Source organism: Fluviibacterium sp. S390, from assembly GCF_049800695.1.
Lineage (GTDB): Bacteria > Pseudomonadota > Alphaproteobacteria > Rhodobacterales > Rhodobacteraceae > Meridianimarinicoccus.
The window spans coordinates 1-18,409 of sequence record NZ_JBNAFN010000039.1; the positions used below are offsets into that span (position 1 = coordinate 1).

The 18,409-nt window shown below is 54.0% G+C and carries 15 protein-coding genes and 2 pseudogenes; 10 read left to right on the forward strand and 7 right to left on the reverse strand.

Going from position 1 to position 18,409, the window contains the following annotated elements; genetic code table 11:
• A pseudogene (locus ACP15K_RS19360) lies at nucleotides 1–526 on the forward strand (IS5 family transposase); the annotation flags it as partial.
• On the opposite strand, the gene ACP15K_RS19365 reads toward ACP15K_RS19360, so the two are convergent.
• From ACP15K_RS19365 to ACP15K_RS19395, 7 genes are read right to left on the reverse strand one after another with little or no spacing between them, the layout of a single operon-like run.
• A complete protein-coding gene (locus ACP15K_RS19365) occupies nucleotides 510–1,451 on the reverse strand; it encodes a hypothetical protein (RefSeq protein WP_424991348.1) in 942 nt (313 codons plus the stop codon). The pseudogene ACP15K_RS19360 and the gene ACP15K_RS19365 overlap by 17 nt on opposite strands.
• Nucleotides 1,444–1,752 carry a hypothetical protein gene (locus ACP15K_RS19370; RefSeq protein WP_424991349.1) on the reverse strand — a complete coding sequence of 103 codons (309 nt, stop codon included), beginning with the start codon at nucleotides 1,750–1,752 and terminating at the stop codon, nucleotides 1,444–1,446. The genes ACP15K_RS19365 and ACP15K_RS19370 overlap by 8 nt, the downstream gene beginning before the upstream one ends.
• A complete protein-coding gene (locus tag ACP15K_RS19375) occupies nucleotides 1,749–2,123 on the reverse strand; it encodes a hypothetical protein (RefSeq protein ID WP_424991350.1) in 375 nt (124 codons plus the stop codon). Before ACP15K_RS19375 ends, ACP15K_RS19370 begins: the two co-directional genes overlap by 4 nt.
• Before the next feature lie 3 nt (nucleotides 2,124–2,126).
• A complete protein-coding gene (locus tag ACP15K_RS19380; RefSeq protein WP_424991351.1) occupies nucleotides 2,127–2,657 on the reverse strand; it encodes a hypothetical protein in 531 nt (176 codons plus the stop codon).
• A gap of 10 nt (nucleotides 2,658–2,667) precedes the next feature.
• A complete protein-coding gene (locus ACP15K_RS19385) occupies nucleotides 2,668–3,246 on the reverse strand; it encodes a hypothetical protein (protein ID WP_424991352.1) in 579 nt (192 codons plus the stop codon).
• A complete protein-coding gene (locus ACP15K_RS19390; protein WP_424991353.1) occupies nucleotides 3,243–4,529 on the reverse strand; it encodes a hypothetical protein in 1,287 nt (428 codons plus the stop codon). The genes ACP15K_RS19385 and ACP15K_RS19390 overlap by 4 nt, the downstream gene beginning before the upstream one ends.
• A complete protein-coding gene (locus tag ACP15K_RS19395; protein ID WP_424991354.1) occupies nucleotides 4,499–5,542 on the reverse strand; it encodes a SprT-like domain-containing protein in 1,044 nt (347 codons plus the stop codon). Before ACP15K_RS19395 ends, ACP15K_RS19390 begins: the two co-directional genes overlap by 31 nt.
• 5 nt (nucleotides 5,543–5,547) lie before the next feature.
• Between ACP15K_RS19395 and ACP15K_RS19400 the strand changes: the two genes are divergently transcribed.
• The 9 genes and pseudogenes from ACP15K_RS19400 to ACP15K_RS19440 all read left to right on the forward strand — a co-directional run bounded on the left by ACP15K_RS19400 (nucleotide 5,548) and on the right by ACP15K_RS19440 (nucleotide 18,350).
• A complete protein-coding gene (locus ACP15K_RS19400) occupies nucleotides 5,548–6,501 on the forward strand; it encodes a hypothetical protein (protein WP_424991355.1) in 954 nt (317 codons plus the stop codon).
• 29 nt (nucleotides 6,502–6,530) lie between these two features.
• The gene (locus ACP15K_RS19405; RefSeq protein WP_424991356.1) at nucleotides 6,531–7,322 is read left to right on the forward strand and encodes a hypothetical protein; all 792 of its coding nucleotides are present in this window, start codon (nucleotides 6,531–6,533) and stop codon (nucleotides 7,320–7,322) included.
• 302 nt (nucleotides 7,323–7,624) lie between these two features.
• Complete coding sequence (locus ACP15K_RS19410; protein ID WP_424991357.1) at nucleotides 7,625–7,990, forward strand: phosphoglycerate kinase; 366 nt, start codon at nucleotides 7,625–7,627, stop codon at nucleotides 7,988–7,990.
• Between the two features lie 796 nt (nucleotides 7,991–8,786).
• The gene (locus ACP15K_RS19415; RefSeq protein WP_424991358.1) at nucleotides 8,787–11,540 is read left to right on the forward strand and encodes a class I SAM-dependent DNA methyltransferase; all 2,754 of its coding nucleotides are present in this window, start codon (nucleotides 8,787–8,789) and stop codon (nucleotides 11,538–11,540) included.
• Entirely contained in the window at nucleotides 11,537–12,568 is a 1,032-nt protein-coding gene (locus tag ACP15K_RS19420) for a hypothetical protein (RefSeq protein WP_424991359.1), read from the forward strand. The genes ACP15K_RS19415 and ACP15K_RS19420 overlap by 4 nt, the downstream gene beginning before the upstream one ends.
• A gap of 14 nt (nucleotides 12,569–12,582) precedes the next feature.
• Entirely contained in the window at nucleotides 12,583–14,631 is a 2,049-nt protein-coding gene (locus tag ACP15K_RS19425) for a pseudomurein-binding repeat-containing protein (protein WP_424991360.1), read from the forward strand.
• Nucleotides 14,624–15,820, forward strand: a complete 1,197-nt coding sequence (locus tag ACP15K_RS19430) for a GIY-YIG nuclease family protein (RefSeq protein WP_424991361.1) — start codon at nucleotides 14,624–14,626, stop codon at nucleotides 15,818–15,820. The genes ACP15K_RS19425 and ACP15K_RS19430 overlap by 8 nt, the downstream gene beginning before the upstream one ends.
• Nucleotides 15,817–17,184: pseudogene (locus ACP15K_RS19435) on the forward strand (TrlF family ATPase); the annotation flags it as partial. The gene ACP15K_RS19430 and the pseudogene ACP15K_RS19435, both read left to right, overlap by 4 nt.
• A gap of 66 nt (nucleotides 17,185–17,250) precedes the next feature.
• Nucleotides 17,251–18,350 (forward strand): IS3 family transposase gene (locus tag ACP15K_RS19440; RefSeq protein WP_424991362.1). Its coding sequence is split into 2 segments (ribosomal slippage): nucleotides 17,251–17,499 and nucleotides 17,502–18,350, totalling 1,098 coding nucleotides; the frame shifts between segments, so codons are not numbered across the junction.
• Nucleotides 18,351–18,409: the final 59 nt, after the last annotated feature.

The window sequence follows — 18,409 nt, forward strand, 5'->3', positions numbered from 1 at the left end:
CTGGGCTGGCCGCCGAACACAGTGAAGAAAAGACCGTGATGATCGACGCGACGTATCTGAAGGCACACCGCACCGCGTCCAGCCTGGGCGTTAAAAAGGGGGGCGTGGCCGCCTGATCGGCCGAACCAAGGGCGGTATGAATACAAAGCTGCACGCCGTCTGCGACAGCCTGGGGCGACCAATCAATCTCTTCGTCACCGCCGGGCAGGTGAGCGATTACATCGGCGCACGGGCATTGGTGAGCAGCCTGCCGAATGCCGAGTGGCTGCTCGGGGACCGGGGCTATGACGCAGACTGGTTCAGAGAAGCATTGAAAGACAAGGGGATACGAGCCTGTATCCCCGGCCGAAAGCAGCGCAAGACAGCCATCAAGTATGACAAGCGTCGATACAAGCGCCGCAACCGCATCGAGATCATGTTCGGAAGACTGAAAGACTGGCGGCGTGTGGCCACTCGCTACGACCGATGCCCAAAAGTCTTCCTCTCAGCCATCGCATTGGCCGCAACCGTCATGTTCTGGCTTTGAGACAAGAACGAGTCCTGACCCTAAGCGGAGCGTTCGTTGACTCATCAAGGATGAAATCCACAGGAATTCTCTGCCTCGACAGGACAACATCGATGAACGATTGAAGGTGCAGGGCATAATGTGGACCAAGGCGCGCCATGTGCCGCTGTGGACCGACGATGAAGACAATGTAGCGTTCTCTGAGAAGGTCTTCGTGGGCAAGGACTGCATCACGACCGGCACGATGGAGCGGGCTTCCAGCCCCATAAATTCTCAAGGATTTCAAGGCAGCGGCTCGATGCTGCCCCCAATGCTCTTTGTTGTTTTCTTGCATGTCGAGTACATGCGCACCCAGCGCCTTTCGTACTTCATCGCCTTCTTCAGCGGCGATGCGCGCAGCGCTGAGCAACACATCTTGATCTGCCAACATGGACCATACCCCACCCGGCACTGCCAGGCGGGGGTCACAGCTTAAAAGTTCGTTCTCGCAGAATTCTTGCAGCGTGCGCGGTTCGTCGCGAAAATACTGGTTTTTTGCGTCGTTCGGCGGCTCGGGAATGAGCGCGTGGTTTGCGTTGTCGATGGCAAAAACCAATTCGCCATTCTGCTCTTCGTATGCCGCTCGCAGACTGCCGAACGGCGTGAGTGATACGCGATAAGGGTTGTCATCCCCCAGAACACCAAAATCGTCGATGATCGCGACCTTGCGTCCATATCGTGCGCACATTTCGGCGGCCTGTGCGGCGATTTCACCGTCCTTACAGTCATTGACGATGATCGCCCGGTTCCGGTCGGGCAGGAGCGACAATAGCCAAGGCATGGCCCCACAACTGGTCTTGCCGCCCCCGGCAGCCGACAGCAACAGACTATGCGAGTGCTTTGGGGCGTAGATCGCTTTGCCATCGACGGCGCTGATACCAAGGAGACGTTTGACCTTTTTAGTCATCGATCATCCCCGCATTTTTCAGCGCACTCTCATCGGCAAGATCGGACGGATCGGGGGCGCGGCTCGTCGCGGCAAGGCGGGCGAGTTCTTTCTCGCGACCATAGATTTTCACCATCGCGCGTAGTGCTTCGATGGTTTTGCCAAATGCCCCAACACCAAGGATGATGCTGAGCAGCCCAAAGCCCCACCATTCGGGAGACGATGGCCAAAGCCACCAAGCAAACGCGCCAAGCAAGAAGGCCTGAAAGAAGTGCCCGTTGACTGTTAGGACGGAGGCCGTTGGAGTCTTGCCCAAGCTCATGACTTGTCCACCGACTTTGCCGCGCGGACAGCGGCAGCGATCTCCCGGCGTTTGCGGCTCAGGGAGCGATAGGTGCCCCAGACCACACCGGAGAGTTCGGAACCGTGCAGATCGCGGCTATGGAACCGCAACCGTCCAATGGAAAAACCCACGTAAAGACTGAGACCACAGGCGAGTGCTATCCCGATTTTTTCTCCTGGCCACAGGATATCGGCAAAGGCCAACCCAAACCCAGCGAGTGCTATTGCGATCATTAAACCGGCACCCAGCAACTGGCGTCTTGCAGAAACGACAGTCAGGTTCTCCAGCCGATAGTTGTCGTTGCGGGTTTCTACTTCATTCTCTTTGACCGTGACCGGGCTAAACAGCATGGCTCAACCCTCCTGTCCGAAATTGCAGGCAGGCGCATTCAGCGCGCGGGACAAGGCTGCGTGTCGGTTCTCGATCGAAGACGGTGTGATCAAACGTCCGCTCGCCGCATACAGCGCAAGCGAAATTCTCTCTTCTTCAATGTAGACCGTCTCGGCACATTCGCAGCGCGAACCAGACCGCGACGCCGCGCGGCGTATACGTTCTTCCTCCGCTTCACGGGCACGCCGTTCAGCTTCTCTGGCCGGAGCCGCAGGATCGGGATTGCCAAACCGATAGCAGAGTTCACGCAGCTCCGGATAAAAAAGGCCAACCGTTGAGCTGCAATCTGTGCCGCGCGGTATGACCTGGCGCGGCGCGCGCGTTGCTTCGAGATCAGCGCGAAGCTCAGATTCACACGTTGTGCCCCAATCGGACCGCGCGATTTCACGGCGGGCGATTTCGGGACCGGTGACAAACGCAGATACACCGGCAATGGCGGCGACGGCGAGGATCATCGTGGGACTGACGGGAAGTGTTGAGGCATCGACGGTCATAGAGGGTCTCCTATTGTGATGAAGGGTCGATTTCGGTGAATTGGCAGTGGCTCTGGGCAAGCGCAGCAAGGCGATCAGCGCGCAACGGCAGTGCCTGCGTCTCGGAACCGCTAAGGCCTTCAAAATCAGTGAATTGCGGGGGGTGTCCGGCTCGCATTTGCGCCAAAGTGATCCGGCGGGAGACCGCACCAGAGCCATCATTGATGTAGCACCACAAATGGGACGGCGCTTCCGCAACCACATCCAATGCCGACGTGAACGCGACACCGGTGATGACGACTAAATCGGTTCCTTCGATCGGAAGGCTGCGGAAAAAGTTGAAGTTTTCGGCGTCTTCAAGAGCGGAAACGAACTCGCTGACTTGTTCGCAGTTCGCGGTATCGCGCCCAGGCGGACACCAGTTCCGAGGTTGCCATTCACCGAAGAACGCCAGTTTCAGATGCTCGAATTTCTCACGCACGGCGTAAAAATCGGCGTCCCACAGGACGAGGATTGACGCGCCGCCAAGTGCTATAGCACCCAGCGCCGTGAAGACCGTCCCCCGCAAAAAGCGGGGAACCCAAGCATATTTCGTTGATTTGGCCGTCATTTCCGACCCCGCGAGGTCGAAGAATGATCTTGCCCCTGACCGAGCGCGCCGTTGGCGTGACCGGGAACCGGCGACAGGTCAATCAGGCCGTCGAAATCCGGATCGTCATCATCGTTTTCGTCGCGTGGTGGAGAACGCTTCTCGATTTCCCAGACGAGCGTGAGATAGGTTGTGACGAAGAGCGCCATCGGCAGGCATAGCTCCGCTACCGCTATGACGGCGGCAATGGCGGCAAAGTCTGCAATGAACCGAAGGCTATCGAGCATGCCGGGGCGAGCCGGGAAGGTCGGCGGCGTCAGTTCATGACCTTCGATATCGCCAAGCGCGTCCTCCAACTGATCACCGAGGCCTCTCAGGAAGGCGTTCAGGCGCTGCGTGCCCGCCGCGTTTCCAGCGATGGAGGTGCCCGTATGCAGCTCATCTGCGAAGCTCGTCAGCAAGGCCAAGGGTAGCGCTTCCCGCAGAGCCGACGCCATTTGGGTCATCTCACTGTGGAGCACCTGAAGCGCCGCTCGCCGCGCCATGATTGATCGATCAGTATCAGCTAAAATGTCCTGATACTCACCATTCAGGTCATTTAAGTCTGCCAGCAGTTGTTCGCGTTCAAACGTACCGCGCTCGAAGGCCGAGGCGACCGAGCGCGCCTGTGCGGCAAAACCTTCAAGGGCGATGGCGATATCGCCGCGTCCGCCATTTCCTTGGCGGGACAAGCACGATGTGGCGATTTCACACGCGGTTGTCGTTTCGATCTCGTCGGCTAGACCCTGCACGACGGGAGCAACGCGCGCTGAGACAAGGGCCGCATCGTTGACCACGCGGATGAAGTTGGTCTGCTCTTGTCCCGCTTCGTCCAGAACTCGCAACTGGACATCCGGATAGACCATCCCCGAAAACGACCCGATAAACATTCCCGCGCCCGAAACGCTCATCCCGGTCAAAGCAACGAAGCCAGCAATTCGAAACCCGAGTGCGGCGCGCGGAGCCAGCTTTTCGACACTGACTTTGTTGATCCCGTAGGCGGCGAAGCTGGCGGATACGGTAATCAACAGGACTTTTAGGTTGGCCAGCGGGCCGGTTTCGGTGTTCAGCGTGAACAGCGAAATTCCGAGCATGACCGCAGCAAGCAGGCCAAGGACAAGAAGCGCTGTTTCCTCAAAGCTCCTGCCTTTCGGGCGTTCATGCCTGAGTTTCGGCTGCTGGGTCTGCCGGGTGTTGGAAGAGCGTTTGCGTGCTGACATATCGTTACTCCATTTCAGCTTTGAGAAATCAGTGTCAGACCGCATGAACCGCAGACGAGTTTCGCGGAAGGTTTCGCCCAGGCATTCAGGCCGCAGTCCGGACAGGTGAACTTCACGCGGTCTTTTTTCTTCTTGGGTTTGGCTGGGGCCGTATCGTCACCCGCTTCAGGATCATCTTCCGGCTCGGGAAGATGGGGCCGGTCATGCCAGTTGATCTGAAACCCGCCCGCCAGAAGTTCGCTGCAATCCAGATCGAACTGCCCACCTTCGATGATCTCGTGGCTCACACGGTAGCCGGTCATTTTACCAGGTTGATCGAAGCTGACAGGCATCAGACCGACTTCGATCATTTTCGCCGCCCAGACTTTGTCGTGATAGCCGCGCGAGCCTTTGCCGCCCCGCGCGTTTAGCGGGCCATGATCATGCCGCCAGAGGTGAACCATCTCGTGAACAAGTGTGGACAGCGCGTCTCGGTCGCCTCGGGCTTTCAAGTGGGCTGGGTTCAGGCTGATCTCATGTGCCAGATCGCCGTTTTGGTTTTCGAACCGATCGGGGCAGAAGTAGCCAAGTACATGCCGCAAACGTCCGAAACTGAAAATGCAATCCGAGAGCTCCCCTCCAAACAGGCGCTCGTTGAAGAAACGCATGGCGAAGACCAAATCTTCGTAGGCCTTTTCCGTCAGAGCCTTTCCCTCGTCATTCGGTCGTACGATCGAAAGGGCTTCGTCACCCTTGAACGCATCATCGAGACTGATTGGTTTTTCAGGTTTGGAACCCATTTTCTTGCCTTGGCTTTCTTCAAACCGGCGCAGCGCGACCGGTGGTTGCCTGTCCTTCTTGAAGAAAAAGGGGTTCCCTGAATCCGGGTTTTCTCTGGAAACGACCCGAAAAACCGGATGAACATGGGCAAGTGCGAACGTAGATTCTCTATGGTTCGCAGTCGGTTGTATGGATGAAGGATGAATTGTTGCGGAAATTCGATCTTGATCGTCTGAGCGATCCGTCCGTACGACAAGAATATGAGGTATTGCTCCGGCGTGCTGACGTAGTTGCCACAAGTACGATGAAGGCCTACGGCGAAGGTCGGTTGCCGATCTCCTGCCATTTTGTTGAAGCTGACATTTTCAATGCGCGGGTTCGTAAGGCCGAAGACTTCTACGCGATCGAAATCAACAACTCTGTACCCTTGCTCATGATGATCCTCTTCGGGGCACTGCTATCCCATGAGGAGATGCTGCCTAATCTCGATCATGGCGACGTTCTCGCAACCGACGAAATACTTCCAGCAATCGCTGACCCGCTCGATTTTGGAAACCGGGCGACATGGCAAGTAGCCCTCACCAAAGAGCGTTCCTTCGCTGCGTTAACGCTTGCCGATATGTGCAGTTTTTTCATCTTCTGTCATGAGATCGGACACGTGGTTGCTGGCCATGCGGACGCGCTTCACGAACTCGACGGCGAAGACGAGATCGCGGAGTTGGTTTCGGTCGCACGACCGAGCAAGATCACGGATGAAGTCCGGCAGGCATGGGAGCTGGATGCAGATGCCGTTGCTGCCACGCTTTTGATGAGTCTCATCGAAGAGCTTTTGCATTTTCGATCTTCGCGAGCTGAACTGGAAGCATTCCTGGGTGAAACGGAAACAGCGTTGCCAAACCTGTTGGCAACTGTGGTGGCCGCTCTATTTGCGTTTTTCTGCTATGTGACCGGCGCGCGAGATCGTCTTGACCTGAAAAGCTCACACCCGCACCCACTGGTTCGGGCTCATTGTTTGCACGATATGATCCTTGCTGCTGCCATTTCAAAATGGCCTATCGATCGAGAAGATTTTGAACGTTGCTTCGATGATCGCCTTGATGAATCAATGCGTGCGCTTGATCAAATAGGCCTTCTGCCGGGCAGCGTTTTCGACGATGGATTTGCCGAAAGGATTGCCGAGGAAACAGCTTGGCAAATACAAAACCAAAAGCGTGTTCGAACAGAGTTTTCGCCGTGGAGTTGGATAAATTGGGGGTAACGCTGCAAAGCCCCTCAAAGAGGTGAATCATGGGCGTCAAAGTTCCGGGCCTGCGTCAGAAGTTCAAATTGCTTGTGACCTACGGCATTTACAACTCGATAGATGAGATTGCTGAAAAACTTGGCAAGCGCCCCAAAACCATTCTGTCGTGGGCCGACGGAACGCCTAGCGTTGATCCCGACAATGTTCCAAGTCGAAGCTTCCAGGCTTTGGCCAGAGTTTTCGCAGACGCCATCGGCATTGACGCTGAAGATCCCAAAATGAGCGATCTGCTTTTGGCTCCACCGTCTTGGCTGGAGACAGAGTTGCGTCAGTTTTCCGGACACTCGTTTCGTTCGCTGTTGGAAACCGAAGCCGAACAATCCGCATTCGCTCTTTATCGTACGACCGAAACCTCCGGCCAAATGATCGAAACCGACTTCGCGCCGCGCGGGGATCAACAGTATCATTTGAGGATCGGTGAGAGGTTTCGTTTGGTCGTTGAACGCGATCTTCATCTTTTCAATGTGTTCGCACTTCAAAACACCAACACACAGTGGGGGCCTGTGCCGTTGAGCTTGGATGCCAAATCCGGCCAAGTCCATTTGCCTGGTTTTCACCCCGATGGGTCGTATGCCTACATGCAGGAGTTACGGGATACAGGCCCGAGCCTGTTTGCCGTTGTTGCTTGTCGTCAAGAGTTGCCCGAAGTCTTGAGGGCGCATGCCGCTGAGGGAACGACACTCGATGTCAGTTCACTCGTTTCTTTGGCGGACGCATTGCGCAGCTCGAAGGCCGCAGACAGACGCCTGTTTTCCGTTTCCGTGCTGTTTGGCCGCTAGTAATGCAGGATTAATTCCACCTTTATCACTTGAGGCATGGCGTCTTCCAGGTCGTTGTTTTTCCCTCACGTTGAGGTTTCTCCGACGGTCAGACGCATCTCGGCAGTCCCGCAGTTTCGCTCTTTCGGGTGTTGAATGGCCGAAGGGTATGACGCGTTTCTGGCAGCGGGCACCACCCCGTCAATGGCCTGCCCGCACCACCGGCTGCGCCGCCGTGTTGGCCATGACCGTGCGGTTCTTTCCCGCTGCTCGTCGCTCCGCGTCCTTCGGGACGATCAACACCCTAACAAAAGGAGCGACACATGGGACTTGATATGTATGCATCAACAACCACCGAAACACTCGAAACGGAAGTGGATTTCAAACCTGAGGAAGCCAACGAATTGCACTACTGGCGGAAACATCCTGACCTGCACGGCTGGATGGAAGAACTCTACTACAGCAAAGGCGGCGCATCAGATTGCTTCAACTGCGTCACCGTCACCCTGACGCTGGAAGACCTCGACCGCCTCGAAAATGCCATTCGCAACCAAGACCTCCCGGAAACCAGCGGTTTCTTCTTCGGCCAATCCTGCGACGAAGATCGAGCAGGCGATCTTGAGTTCATCGCCAAAGCTCGTTTAGCTATCGGCGACGGAAAAACCGTCTTCTACGACTCCTGGTGGTAAGACGGTATCGACCGGGGCTCTCGCGTCCCGGTCGTACGATCCAATCGAAATGAGCCAACGGCACCGGCCAGTTATTGCAACTGGCCGGTGCCGTTTCTTCTGTACGATCGAAATTGAATCGAGCGTACGATCGACTCTTCCGTCCGATAGTTTCAAACCTTGTGCATGAGTTTTCAGGTGCCCTGGAAACGAGTTCGAAATTCACGCAAGCGGTTGAAATCCGCGCAGCCGCAAGATGTGTTTTGTAGTACAAAATTGAAAATTTTGAACAAAACCATCTTGGCAAGGTGGCCCGCTGCGCGCCCCCGTTGCATCCCCCCGGCTGGTGGCTCTTTCAGGGCATTGAACCCACTTCAGAGCCAGCAGACCGTATCGCCGGTCAAACACTCGCGGGAGACTTCGCTCTCCCTGCACCCATCGATCAAGGGGCTATCGCGCCCCTTGAAACCACTCGCACCGTGTGGCCGTTGCATCACCAATCAGGGGAGCGTTCCTGCTACCCCCAATACCCCCATGACCATTTCATGGAGACCAGGAAGGGAGCATTCGTGCTACCCTTCCTTGGAACCTTCCCATCGACCAAAGAGCCTTCGTGCCCCTTGGAACCCAGACCAACCCTACGCGGATTGGATGCCGCCATCTTTGCGCAGATGAATCACGCCAACCTTTCGCAGGTTGGAGGCGTATCGCTGAGGATCAGCTTGCCGGTGTGGATAATTCCATATCTTGTGTTTCTCAGGGTGCAGACCGCTATCCAAGTTGCTAAAGTCAGTAAAAAACTTGGGAGCCCGAGCACTTGAACGCCGTCGAAATTGAAGAAGCCATTTCCGCACTTGCCGAGCAGCCTTTCGATGCTGCCGAGTTCCCTTTCGCTTTTCTTGAAGCCTTTGGAAACAAGCCGACGACCATGAAACGGCTGCGGTCTGGCACGTCGAACAAGTCCGACGTTGGCGGCGTTCTTCAAACAAGCAACATCCACATAAAAGTCAGCGAGCCGGGTAGCGTTGGTGAGGCATTGGCGGCACTGAAAAACAGCCCCACGACCAGCCGGGCCAAGGCCAAGTTTGTTCTGGCGACTGACGGTTCGGAGTTCCACGCCGAAGACCTGAACACAGGCGAAGTCATCGTATGTGACTACGCCGAGTTCCCAGACCATTTTGGGTTCTTCCTGCCCCTCGCTGGCATCTCCACCGTCAAGCAAATCCGCGAGAGCTCGTTCGACATCAAGGCGACAGGTCGCTTGAACCGTCTGTATGTTGAGCTGCTGAAGACCAATCCGGATTGGGGTACGGCTGAACGTCGCCATGACATGAACCACTTCATGGCGCGTCTTATCTTCTGCTTCTTCGCCGAAGACACCGAAATCTTCGCGAAGCCAGACCTCTTCACCAGCACCATCGAGACCATGAGCGAGACGAACAGTTCCAACACCCACGAGGTGATCAGCGAACTGTTCCGCGCCATGAACACAAAAAGCACCGACCGCGCGGTTGCCAACATTGCTCGCTGGGCTGATGTGTTCCCGTATGTGAACGGCGGACTTTTCTCGGGCTCTACCGACGTGCCGCATTTCAGCAAGATCGCACGCTCATACCTTCTGCACATCGGCAACCTTGATTGGACGCGGATCAACCCTGACATCTTCGGCTCGATGATCCAGGCGGTGGCCGACGACGAGGAACGCGGCGCGCTTGGCATGCACTACACCAGCGTTCCGAACATCCTGAAGGTTCTCAATCCGCTCTTTCTGGACGACCTGCGCGAGAAGCTGGAAGAGGCTGGCGACAACCCGAGGAAACTTCTTAATCTGCGCAACCGCATGGCAAAGATCAGGGTGTTCGATCCTGCATGTGGTTCAGGGAATTTCCTCGTCATCGCTTACAAGGAAATGCGTGCGATCGAGGCAGAAATCAATAAACGGCGCGGGGAAGCCGATCGTCGCACTGACATACCGCTTACAAACTGCCGTGGTATTGAGTTGCGTGATTTTCCAGCGGAAATCGCCCGACTGGCACTAATTATTGCTGAGTATCAATGTGACGTGACCTATCGAGGTCAAAAAGAAGCATTGGCCGAGTTTTTGCCGCTGGACGCATTAAACTGGATTACTTGCGGGAATGCTCTGAAGCTGGATTGGCTTAGCATCTGCCCACCTACAGGTACAGGAGTTAAGTACCAAGCCGATGATCTTTTTCATACTCCACTAGACCAAGCGCAAATCGACTTCGACAACGAGGGAGGGGAGACTTATATCTGCGGAAATCCTCCGTACCTCGGGCAAGCTTGGCAGGACAGTGAACAAAAGGCTGACCTTGCGCAAATTTTCAAAGAATACAAAAGCAAATCCGCTGCGGTAGATTATGTTTCTGCTTGGTTTATCAAGGCAGCGGAATACAATAGGTTTTCGCACGCGCCTTACGCCTTCGTGACCACAAACTCTATGTGGCAGGGGCAGCAAGTTTCAGTTCTTTGGCCAATACTTAATGAGCTAGGCGCCGTCATCATTTTTGCGGAGCCCTCTTTCAAGTGGAAGAACTTGGCGAGCCACAATGCTGGTGTAATTGTCTCCATCGTCGGCGTGGAGCATGGCTCTCGCCGTTCGAAATATCTGTTCGAAACTACGGAACCCGGTGAAACCGCTGTGCGAGAAGTTTCTTCGATCAACGCTTACTTAGTCCAAGGACCTGACATCGTCGTGTCGTCGAAGACCTCTCCCACAAATGGCCTTTCTCAAATGTTGTATGGGAACCAGCCGAGAGATGGCGGACATCTTTGCCTTGAGATGGATGAATTGCGTTCGTGCAGAGCGTCATACCCTTCGCAGACACACTGGTTCAAGCAATACATCGGTTCTGCTGAAATGATCAGAGGCAAACGTCGCGGATGCATTTGGATTCCTGATTCCGATGCGGAAGAGGCAGCGCGACATGAGTTCGTGGGGCCTCGGCTTGAAAAAGTGCGCAAGATGCGTGCAGAAAGCCGCGCACCTTCCACTCAATCATTTGCCAGCCGACCTCATAGGTTTGTCCAAATTCAGGGCGTCGCCCAACTCTACACCATTGCCGTTGCTAAAGTTTCTTCAGAACGGCGCAGGTACATCCCTGCGGACATCTTCGATCACGACACAATAATTAGCGATCTGCTATTTGGGATTTATGACGCTCCTTTGTGGAACTTCGCCATTGTATCTTCGTCACTGCAAACTGTTTGGATCGCTACAGTATGCGGCAAGATGAAAACCGACTACAGGTACTCAAACACCCTAGGTTGGAACACTTTCCCTGTTCCAAGCCTGACAGAAAAAAACAAAGAAGATCTTACTCGCTGTGCTAAGGAAATACTGCTAGCCAGAGAGGCACATTTTCCGTCCACCATTGCCGATCTTTATGACATTGAAAAAATGCCGGAAAACCTGCGTGCCGCGCATGAAAAAAATGATGAAGTTCTTGAGAGAATTTATATAGGGCGACGCTTTAAGAATGATACCGAACGCCTTGAGAAACTCTTCGAGTATTACTCAAAGGCTGTGCGAAAAGAGGCGGTAAGATGAGTACAGGAATTTTCATCCAACAGGGGCAGAATTCTACAACAACTCTATCCGAGCTGGGGAGAGTTCGAGGTTTGGTCGAAGCAACAGAATCTCTATCATTATTCGCCTATGCTACTCAATCTGGTCTTGCAGCTTTCGATTTGGAGTTTGGAAGTGAATTCTGGGAAGGTACTACAACCCGTTGGTTGTTCGGTATCGATTATGGTCGAACACAGCCGCAAGCAATTAGAGCGTTATGTGAGAAGCCAAACGCCGCCGTAAGGGTTCACGATGGCTCATGGGTAGTGAACCAAGCCGGATTTCTACCCCGTCGCGACTTTCATCCCAAAACTTCTTTCTTAATGCGTCCTGATCAGGGGAAAATCGGTGTGGTTGCGGGTTCCGGCAACTTTTCATCAAATGGCTTGCGGCAAAGTGTTGAGGCTGGAACCTCAACAGTAATCGATCCCAACGCTGGTGATGCGAACATCGCAGAAGAAGGTTTGAATGTAGCAAACGAGTTTTGGGATGCGGCCACGCCTGCAGAGCTTATCTTGGATGTATACGAGGATCGATGGAAGCGTTCGTTTGCTAGGTCGGAACATGAACCAGCCGAAGACGACGGCATTCCAGGGCCGAAGGACATTTTCTGGATAGAAACTGGTTATGTGACCCGGAACCGAGGCCTTGGTAGGCCCGGAAACCAGATTGATCTTCCAAGAGGAATGTCACGCTACTTTGGCATGAACCCTCCTGAAGACCTGCCTCTAAATTCTACAATTGGCCCAATAAACTTCATGACTCCAACGAATGGTCCCGTCGAAAGAAACCTCCGGCTTGGGAACAATTCGATGGAGAAGATCACCCTTCCAATTCCTGAAACGCATGGGTTTGACATCTATGATGGCAAGGTTTTGGTGTTCAGGCGCTCGGGTGGCAGTTTTATTTTGAACGCTCTCGAAGCCGCTGATTTTGAGGCAACCTTTGGAGACCGGCTATCTGTCGTGATGTCTATGGGCAGCGGTCGCCGCTATGGGCACATTGATTGATAAGAAAGAAAAAAATGACAAACAAAAATGTACCATCTGTTTCCGTTACCTACGCCCAGACCGGCGGTTCGACCAAGTCGAATGAACTTGGCATGCGCACCATGCAGGAGCGCGCCTATGAAAAGCGTGGCGAACAATACCTTCTAATCAAATCCCCGCCCGCGTCTGGTAAGAGCCGCGCCTTGATGTTTGTTGCGCTGGACAAACTGCACAATCAAGGTTTGCGCAAGGCCATCATCGCTGTTCCCGAGAAATCTATCGGATCAAGCTTTGCCGATGAGCCGTTGTCGAAGTTTGGCTTTTGGACCGACTGGCAGGTCGAGCCGCAGTGGAACCTCTGCAACGCGCCCGGTGGCGAAGAAGGCAAAGTTGGCGCTGTCGGCAAGTTCCTTGAAAGCGATGATCAAGTTTTGGTGGCAACACATGCCACGTTCCGCTTTGCCGTCGAGAAGTTCGGTATTGAGGCATTCGACAATTGCCTGATCGCCATTGACGAATTCCATCACGTATCTGCCAATCCCGAGAACAAGCTGGGAGCTCAACTGGCCGAACTGATCGCGCGCGATAAGGTTCATGTTGTAGCGATGACCGGATCATATTTCCGTGGTGACGCCGAACCCGTGCTCATGCCGCATGATGAGGCCAAGTTCGATACTGTCACTTACACCTACTACGAGCAGCTGAACGGCTACAAATACCTGAAGCAACTCGATATCGGTTACTTCTTCTATTCTGGTGCCTACGCTGACGACATCCTGAAGGTTCTCGATCCTAATGAGAAAACGATCATTCACATTCCAAGCGTCAATTCGCGCGAAAGCACCAAGGACAAGCACCGGGAAGTCGAACACATCATTGATGAACTTGGTGACTGGCAAGGAACTGATCCGGAGACAGGCTTTCAGTTGGTGAAAACCACGGATGGTCGCGTCCTCAAGATTGCCGATCTTGTTGATGACGATCCGACCAAACGGGATCGTGTTTCCGCTGCGTTAAAAGACCCCGCTCAAAAGGATAACCGGGATCACGTGGACATCATTATCGCCCTTGGGATGGCCAAAGAAGGCTTCGACTGGGTGTGGTGTGAGCATGCGTTGACCGTCGGCTACCGTGCAAGCCTGACTGAAATCGTTCAGATCATCGGACGCGCTACACGCGACGCGCCCGAAAAATCCCGCGCACGTTTTACTAACCTGATCGCGGAACCCGATGCATCTGAAGAGGCGGTGACAGAAGCCGTCAACGATACGCTGAAAGCAATCGCTGCAAGCTTGTTGATGGAGCAAGTTCTTGCCCCGCGTTTCAACTTCACTCCCAAGAAATCCGACAGCGGTCCGGTTGAAGGATTCGAGTATGGTGAAGGTGGCTATGATCCTAATCAGTGTAACGTCGGGTTCAACGAAGACAGCGGGCAGTTTCAAATTGAGATCAAAGGCCTTGCAGAACCCAAGAGCAAAGAAGCTGAACGCATCTGTCAGGAAGACCTTAACGAGGTGATCACCGCGTTTGTCCAAGACAAGCCGACCATTGAGCGCGGGTTGTTCGATGAAGAACTCGTGCCGGAAGAACTGACGCAGGTGCGGATGGGAAAGATCATCAAAGACAAGTTCCCAGAACTGGACGACGAAGATCAGGAAGCTGTGCGCCAGCATGCTATTGCGGCTCTCAACCTGACGCAGAAAGCGAAGGAAATCGCACTTGGTAACGATGATGAAGAGAAAAGCGCGAACACGGCTTTGATTGACGGCGTGCGCAAGTTCGCCATGGATGTTCGTGAGCTCGACATCGATTTGATTGATCGTATCAACCCCTTCAGCGAAGCCTACGCCATTCTCGCTAAGACGATGAGCGAAGAAAGCCTGAAGCAAGTGGCAGCGGTCATTTCAGCGAAGAAGGTTCAACTATCCCCCGAAGAAGCGCGTGATCTGGCAAAACGCGCATTGAAGTTCAAACAAGAACGCGGTCGTCTTCCTTCCATCACTTCGCCGGATGCCTGGGAAAAAAGGATGGCGGAAGGTGTCGCCTACCTTGCAAGAATGAAAGCGGAGGCAGCAAATGCCTAAGCAGTTTACAGACGAGGACGACGCACTTCTGGCGGAGCTCGGCATTGAGGTCGAAACCAAGAAAGCCGTCAAACACACACCGCAGGAAGAGCGGGTTATTGCAGGTTTCGAAGAAATCCAGCGCTTTGTTGAAACGCAAGGTCGCGCCCCGCTGCACGGCGAGAACAATGACATTTTTGAGCGTATCTACGCTGTCAGGTTGGACCGCTTGCGGGAACTTCCAGATTGTAGGCAATTGTTGGAGCCACTAGATCACCAAGACCTCTTGGCAAATGCCACAGAAATCTCACCAGACGCCGACATCAACTTAGACGATGACGCACTTCTTGCCGAACTGGGGGTCGAAGTAGAAACACCTGATATTACAGAACTCCGGCATGTGCGGTCTGCTGCTGAGAAAAAGGCAGCGGAAGAAATCGCCAACCGCCAAAAGTGTGAAGACTTCGATCGCTTCAAGCCTCTTTTTGAGCAAGTTCAAAACGAACTCGACACCGGTCTGCGCACTACGCGCGCTTTCGAAAAGAAAGCCGAGATTGCACCTGGTCGGTTCTTCATAGTTGGTGGTCAGAAGGCCTATGTGGCCGAAATGGACGAGGCCTTCCTCACGGCTCAGGGAATGACGGACGCGCGGTTACGCGTGATCTTTGACAACGGAACAGAGAGCAACATGCTCATGCGCTCGCTTCAGCGCGCATTGCACAAAGATGAAGCTGGTCGAAGGATTACCGATCCAAGTGCCGGACCACTCTTTGCAGACCACACTGCCGACGGTGACGAAGCCAGCGGCACGATCTATGTACTGCGAAGCAAGTCTAATTTGCCGATCGTTAAAGAGCACCGGGATGTCCTGCATAAAATCGGTGTCACCAGTGGAAAAGTTGAGCGCCGTATCGCAAACGCCAAGATCGATGCCACGTTCCTGTTGGCTGACGTCGAGGTTGTTGCCACTTACGAGCTCTTCAATATCAACCGTACCAAACTTGAAAACTTGATCCACCGCATTTTTGACACCGCCCGTTTGGATATCGAGATCAAGGACCGCTTCGGCAACCCGGTTGTGCCGCGTGAGTGGTTCTTGGCTCCATTTGCCGCCATCGACGAAGCGGTTGAACGCATTCGAGACGGTAGCATCAAAGGCTATGTATATGACCCACAGCAAGCCCGCCTTGTGGAAAGGAAGGCGGGATGAGCAATGTGAACAATAAAGTTGGTTCGATTTGGCGCCGTTGGGATCTGCATTTGCACGCACCTGGCACGAAACTGTCCAATGGCTTTGGCGAGGCTAATGAAGCGACACTGAAATCATATGTCGAAAAGCTCGAAGGCTCAGCCGTTGATGCCTTTGGGATCACCGACTATTTCTCGTTTGACGGCTATCGCAACGCCAAGGCCGCTTACGACAAGGCATATCCAGACGGGAAAAAGCTCTTTATCCCGAATATCGAGTTCCGCCTGACCGAGACCATCAGCGGTGATGGCCGGAACGTGCACACCCATGTCTTGATCGACCCCAAGGCGGCGACGGACGACAAACTCAACACGCTTTTAAGCGACCTCACCACCCATATCACGCGAGACGGTGGCGAAGAGGTCCGATGTAAAGACCTAGAAACCTCGGCTGATTTTAAGCAGGCGACAGTCGGTCTCAAGGCGCTTAAAACGGCACTTGCTAAGGTCTTTCCGGATGAGACAACCTATATCATCGTGACCGCCGCAAATAATGACGGGCTTAGAGGAGTTGACAGTAAATCACCACGAAGCCTCTCAATTTCAGACGAGCTTGATAAAGCAAGCCACGGCTTTTTCGGGTCATCCAAGAATTCCAGCTACTTTTTGGATGAAGACCGGTACGAAGGAGACGTTAAAGCCAGGAAGAAGCCTGTCTACTCCGGTTCGGATGCCCATAGCTTCGATGATCTCGACCGTCTTTCAGGTGACGAACAAGGATACGAAGCGACTTGGATCAAGGCCGACCTGACATTTCGCGGTCTCCGCCAAACGCTTTTCGAACCAAGAGGACGAGTTCATATCGGAGAGCGACCAACTGTCCTCGAACGCCTTGACCGCGACGCCACACGATTCATTACAGAACTGCATGTGGACCAAGTGTCCGATTACAATGAAGCGAACGGCTCGTGGTTCAAAGATGTCGCGATTTCCTTAAACCCCGAACTGACGGTCATCATCGGAAATAAGGGCAGCGGGAAGAGCGCTATTGCCGACATCCTGGGACTTCTCGGCGAGTCGCGCCAAAATAACCACTTCTCGTTTCTTACTGACGACACCAAGAATAGAAAATTCAGACGAAAGGGTTTTGCCGAGAACTTCGAAGCCAGAATGATATGGGCGAGTGATGAGAACGCCGAAAAGCGGCTTGACGCCGAGATTGACATACTCAAGCCCGAGAAGGTCAAGTATCTTCCGCAGAACTATTTTGAAAGCCTTACCAACGAAATCGAAGTCAAGGCCTTTCGCCGAGAGATCGAAGAGGTTGTCTTTTCTCATGTAGATGAGTCCGACCGGATGGGCCGATCATCTTTTTCCGAACTGGAAGTGACCTGAGACCTTAAAACTCCTCCACTTTTGAATAGAATCTGTCCCAAGCATTGGAGACGGAATATGAAGAAGTCACGGTTCAGCGAAGAACAGATCATAGCGATGATCAAAGAGCAGGAAGGCGGCGTCCCGACGGCTGAGGTTTGCCGCAAGCACGGCATCAGCACAGCGTCGTTCTACAAATACAAATCAAAGTTCGGCGGACTGGAGTTGTCCGATGCGCGCAAGCTTAAGGCGCTCGAAGACGAGAACGCCAAACTCAAGAAGCTGCTGGCAGAACAGATGTTGGACAACGCGATGCTGAAGGACGTCGCCTCGCGAAAGTGGTAACGCCCGTTGAGAAGCGGAAAGCTGTGGGTCACCTGTGCGAAGAGCATGGGGTCAGCCAGCGGCGGGCGTGTGACGTGTTGGACGTTGACCGATCGAGTGTGCGGTATCGCAGCACCCGGCCAGATGATGCTGACTTGCGCAAGGCCATGAAGGAGATAGCGGCTGAACGTCGGCGCTTTGGCTACCGGCGCATTCACATCATGCTTGAGCGTCAGGGCGTCCGCATGAACCAGAAGAAGCTACGGCGACTATATCGCGAAGAAGGGCTTCAGGTGCGCAAACGGGGCGGGCGCAAGCGTGCATTGGGCACACGCCGCCCGATGGTCGTGCCGCAGACCGTCAATCAGCGGTGGAGCCTGGACTTCGTTTCGGACGCCTTCACAGATGGCCGCAGGTTTCGTGTTTTGGCCGTCGTGGATGATTTCAGCCGCGAATGTTTGGCGCTTATTCCGGACACATCGCTGTCGGGCGCGCGACTTGTGCGTGAGTTGGACGCGATCATTCAGGTGCGCGGAATGCCGACAACGATTGTCAGCGATAATGGAACAGAGATGACCAGTTCAGCGGTGCTCGAATGGTGCCAGAAAACGAAGATTGACTGGCACTACATCGCTCCCGGTAAGCCAACACAGAACGCTTTCATTGAAAGTTTCAACGGCAGCTTCCGGGACGAATGCCTGAACGAAACGCTGTTCTCGTCGTTAGCAGACGCCCGATTAGAGATCACCAAGTGGAAGGAGGACTACAATCAAAACCGGCCCCATTCATCACTGGGAAATCTCACGCCCAACGAATTTGTGGCCAAAATCACGTTGCAAAAACTGGCCGCATGAAGCCACAAATCAATACGCGGATTCTCCTAAAATCTGGAGGAGAGTTGGGTCTCAGGTCA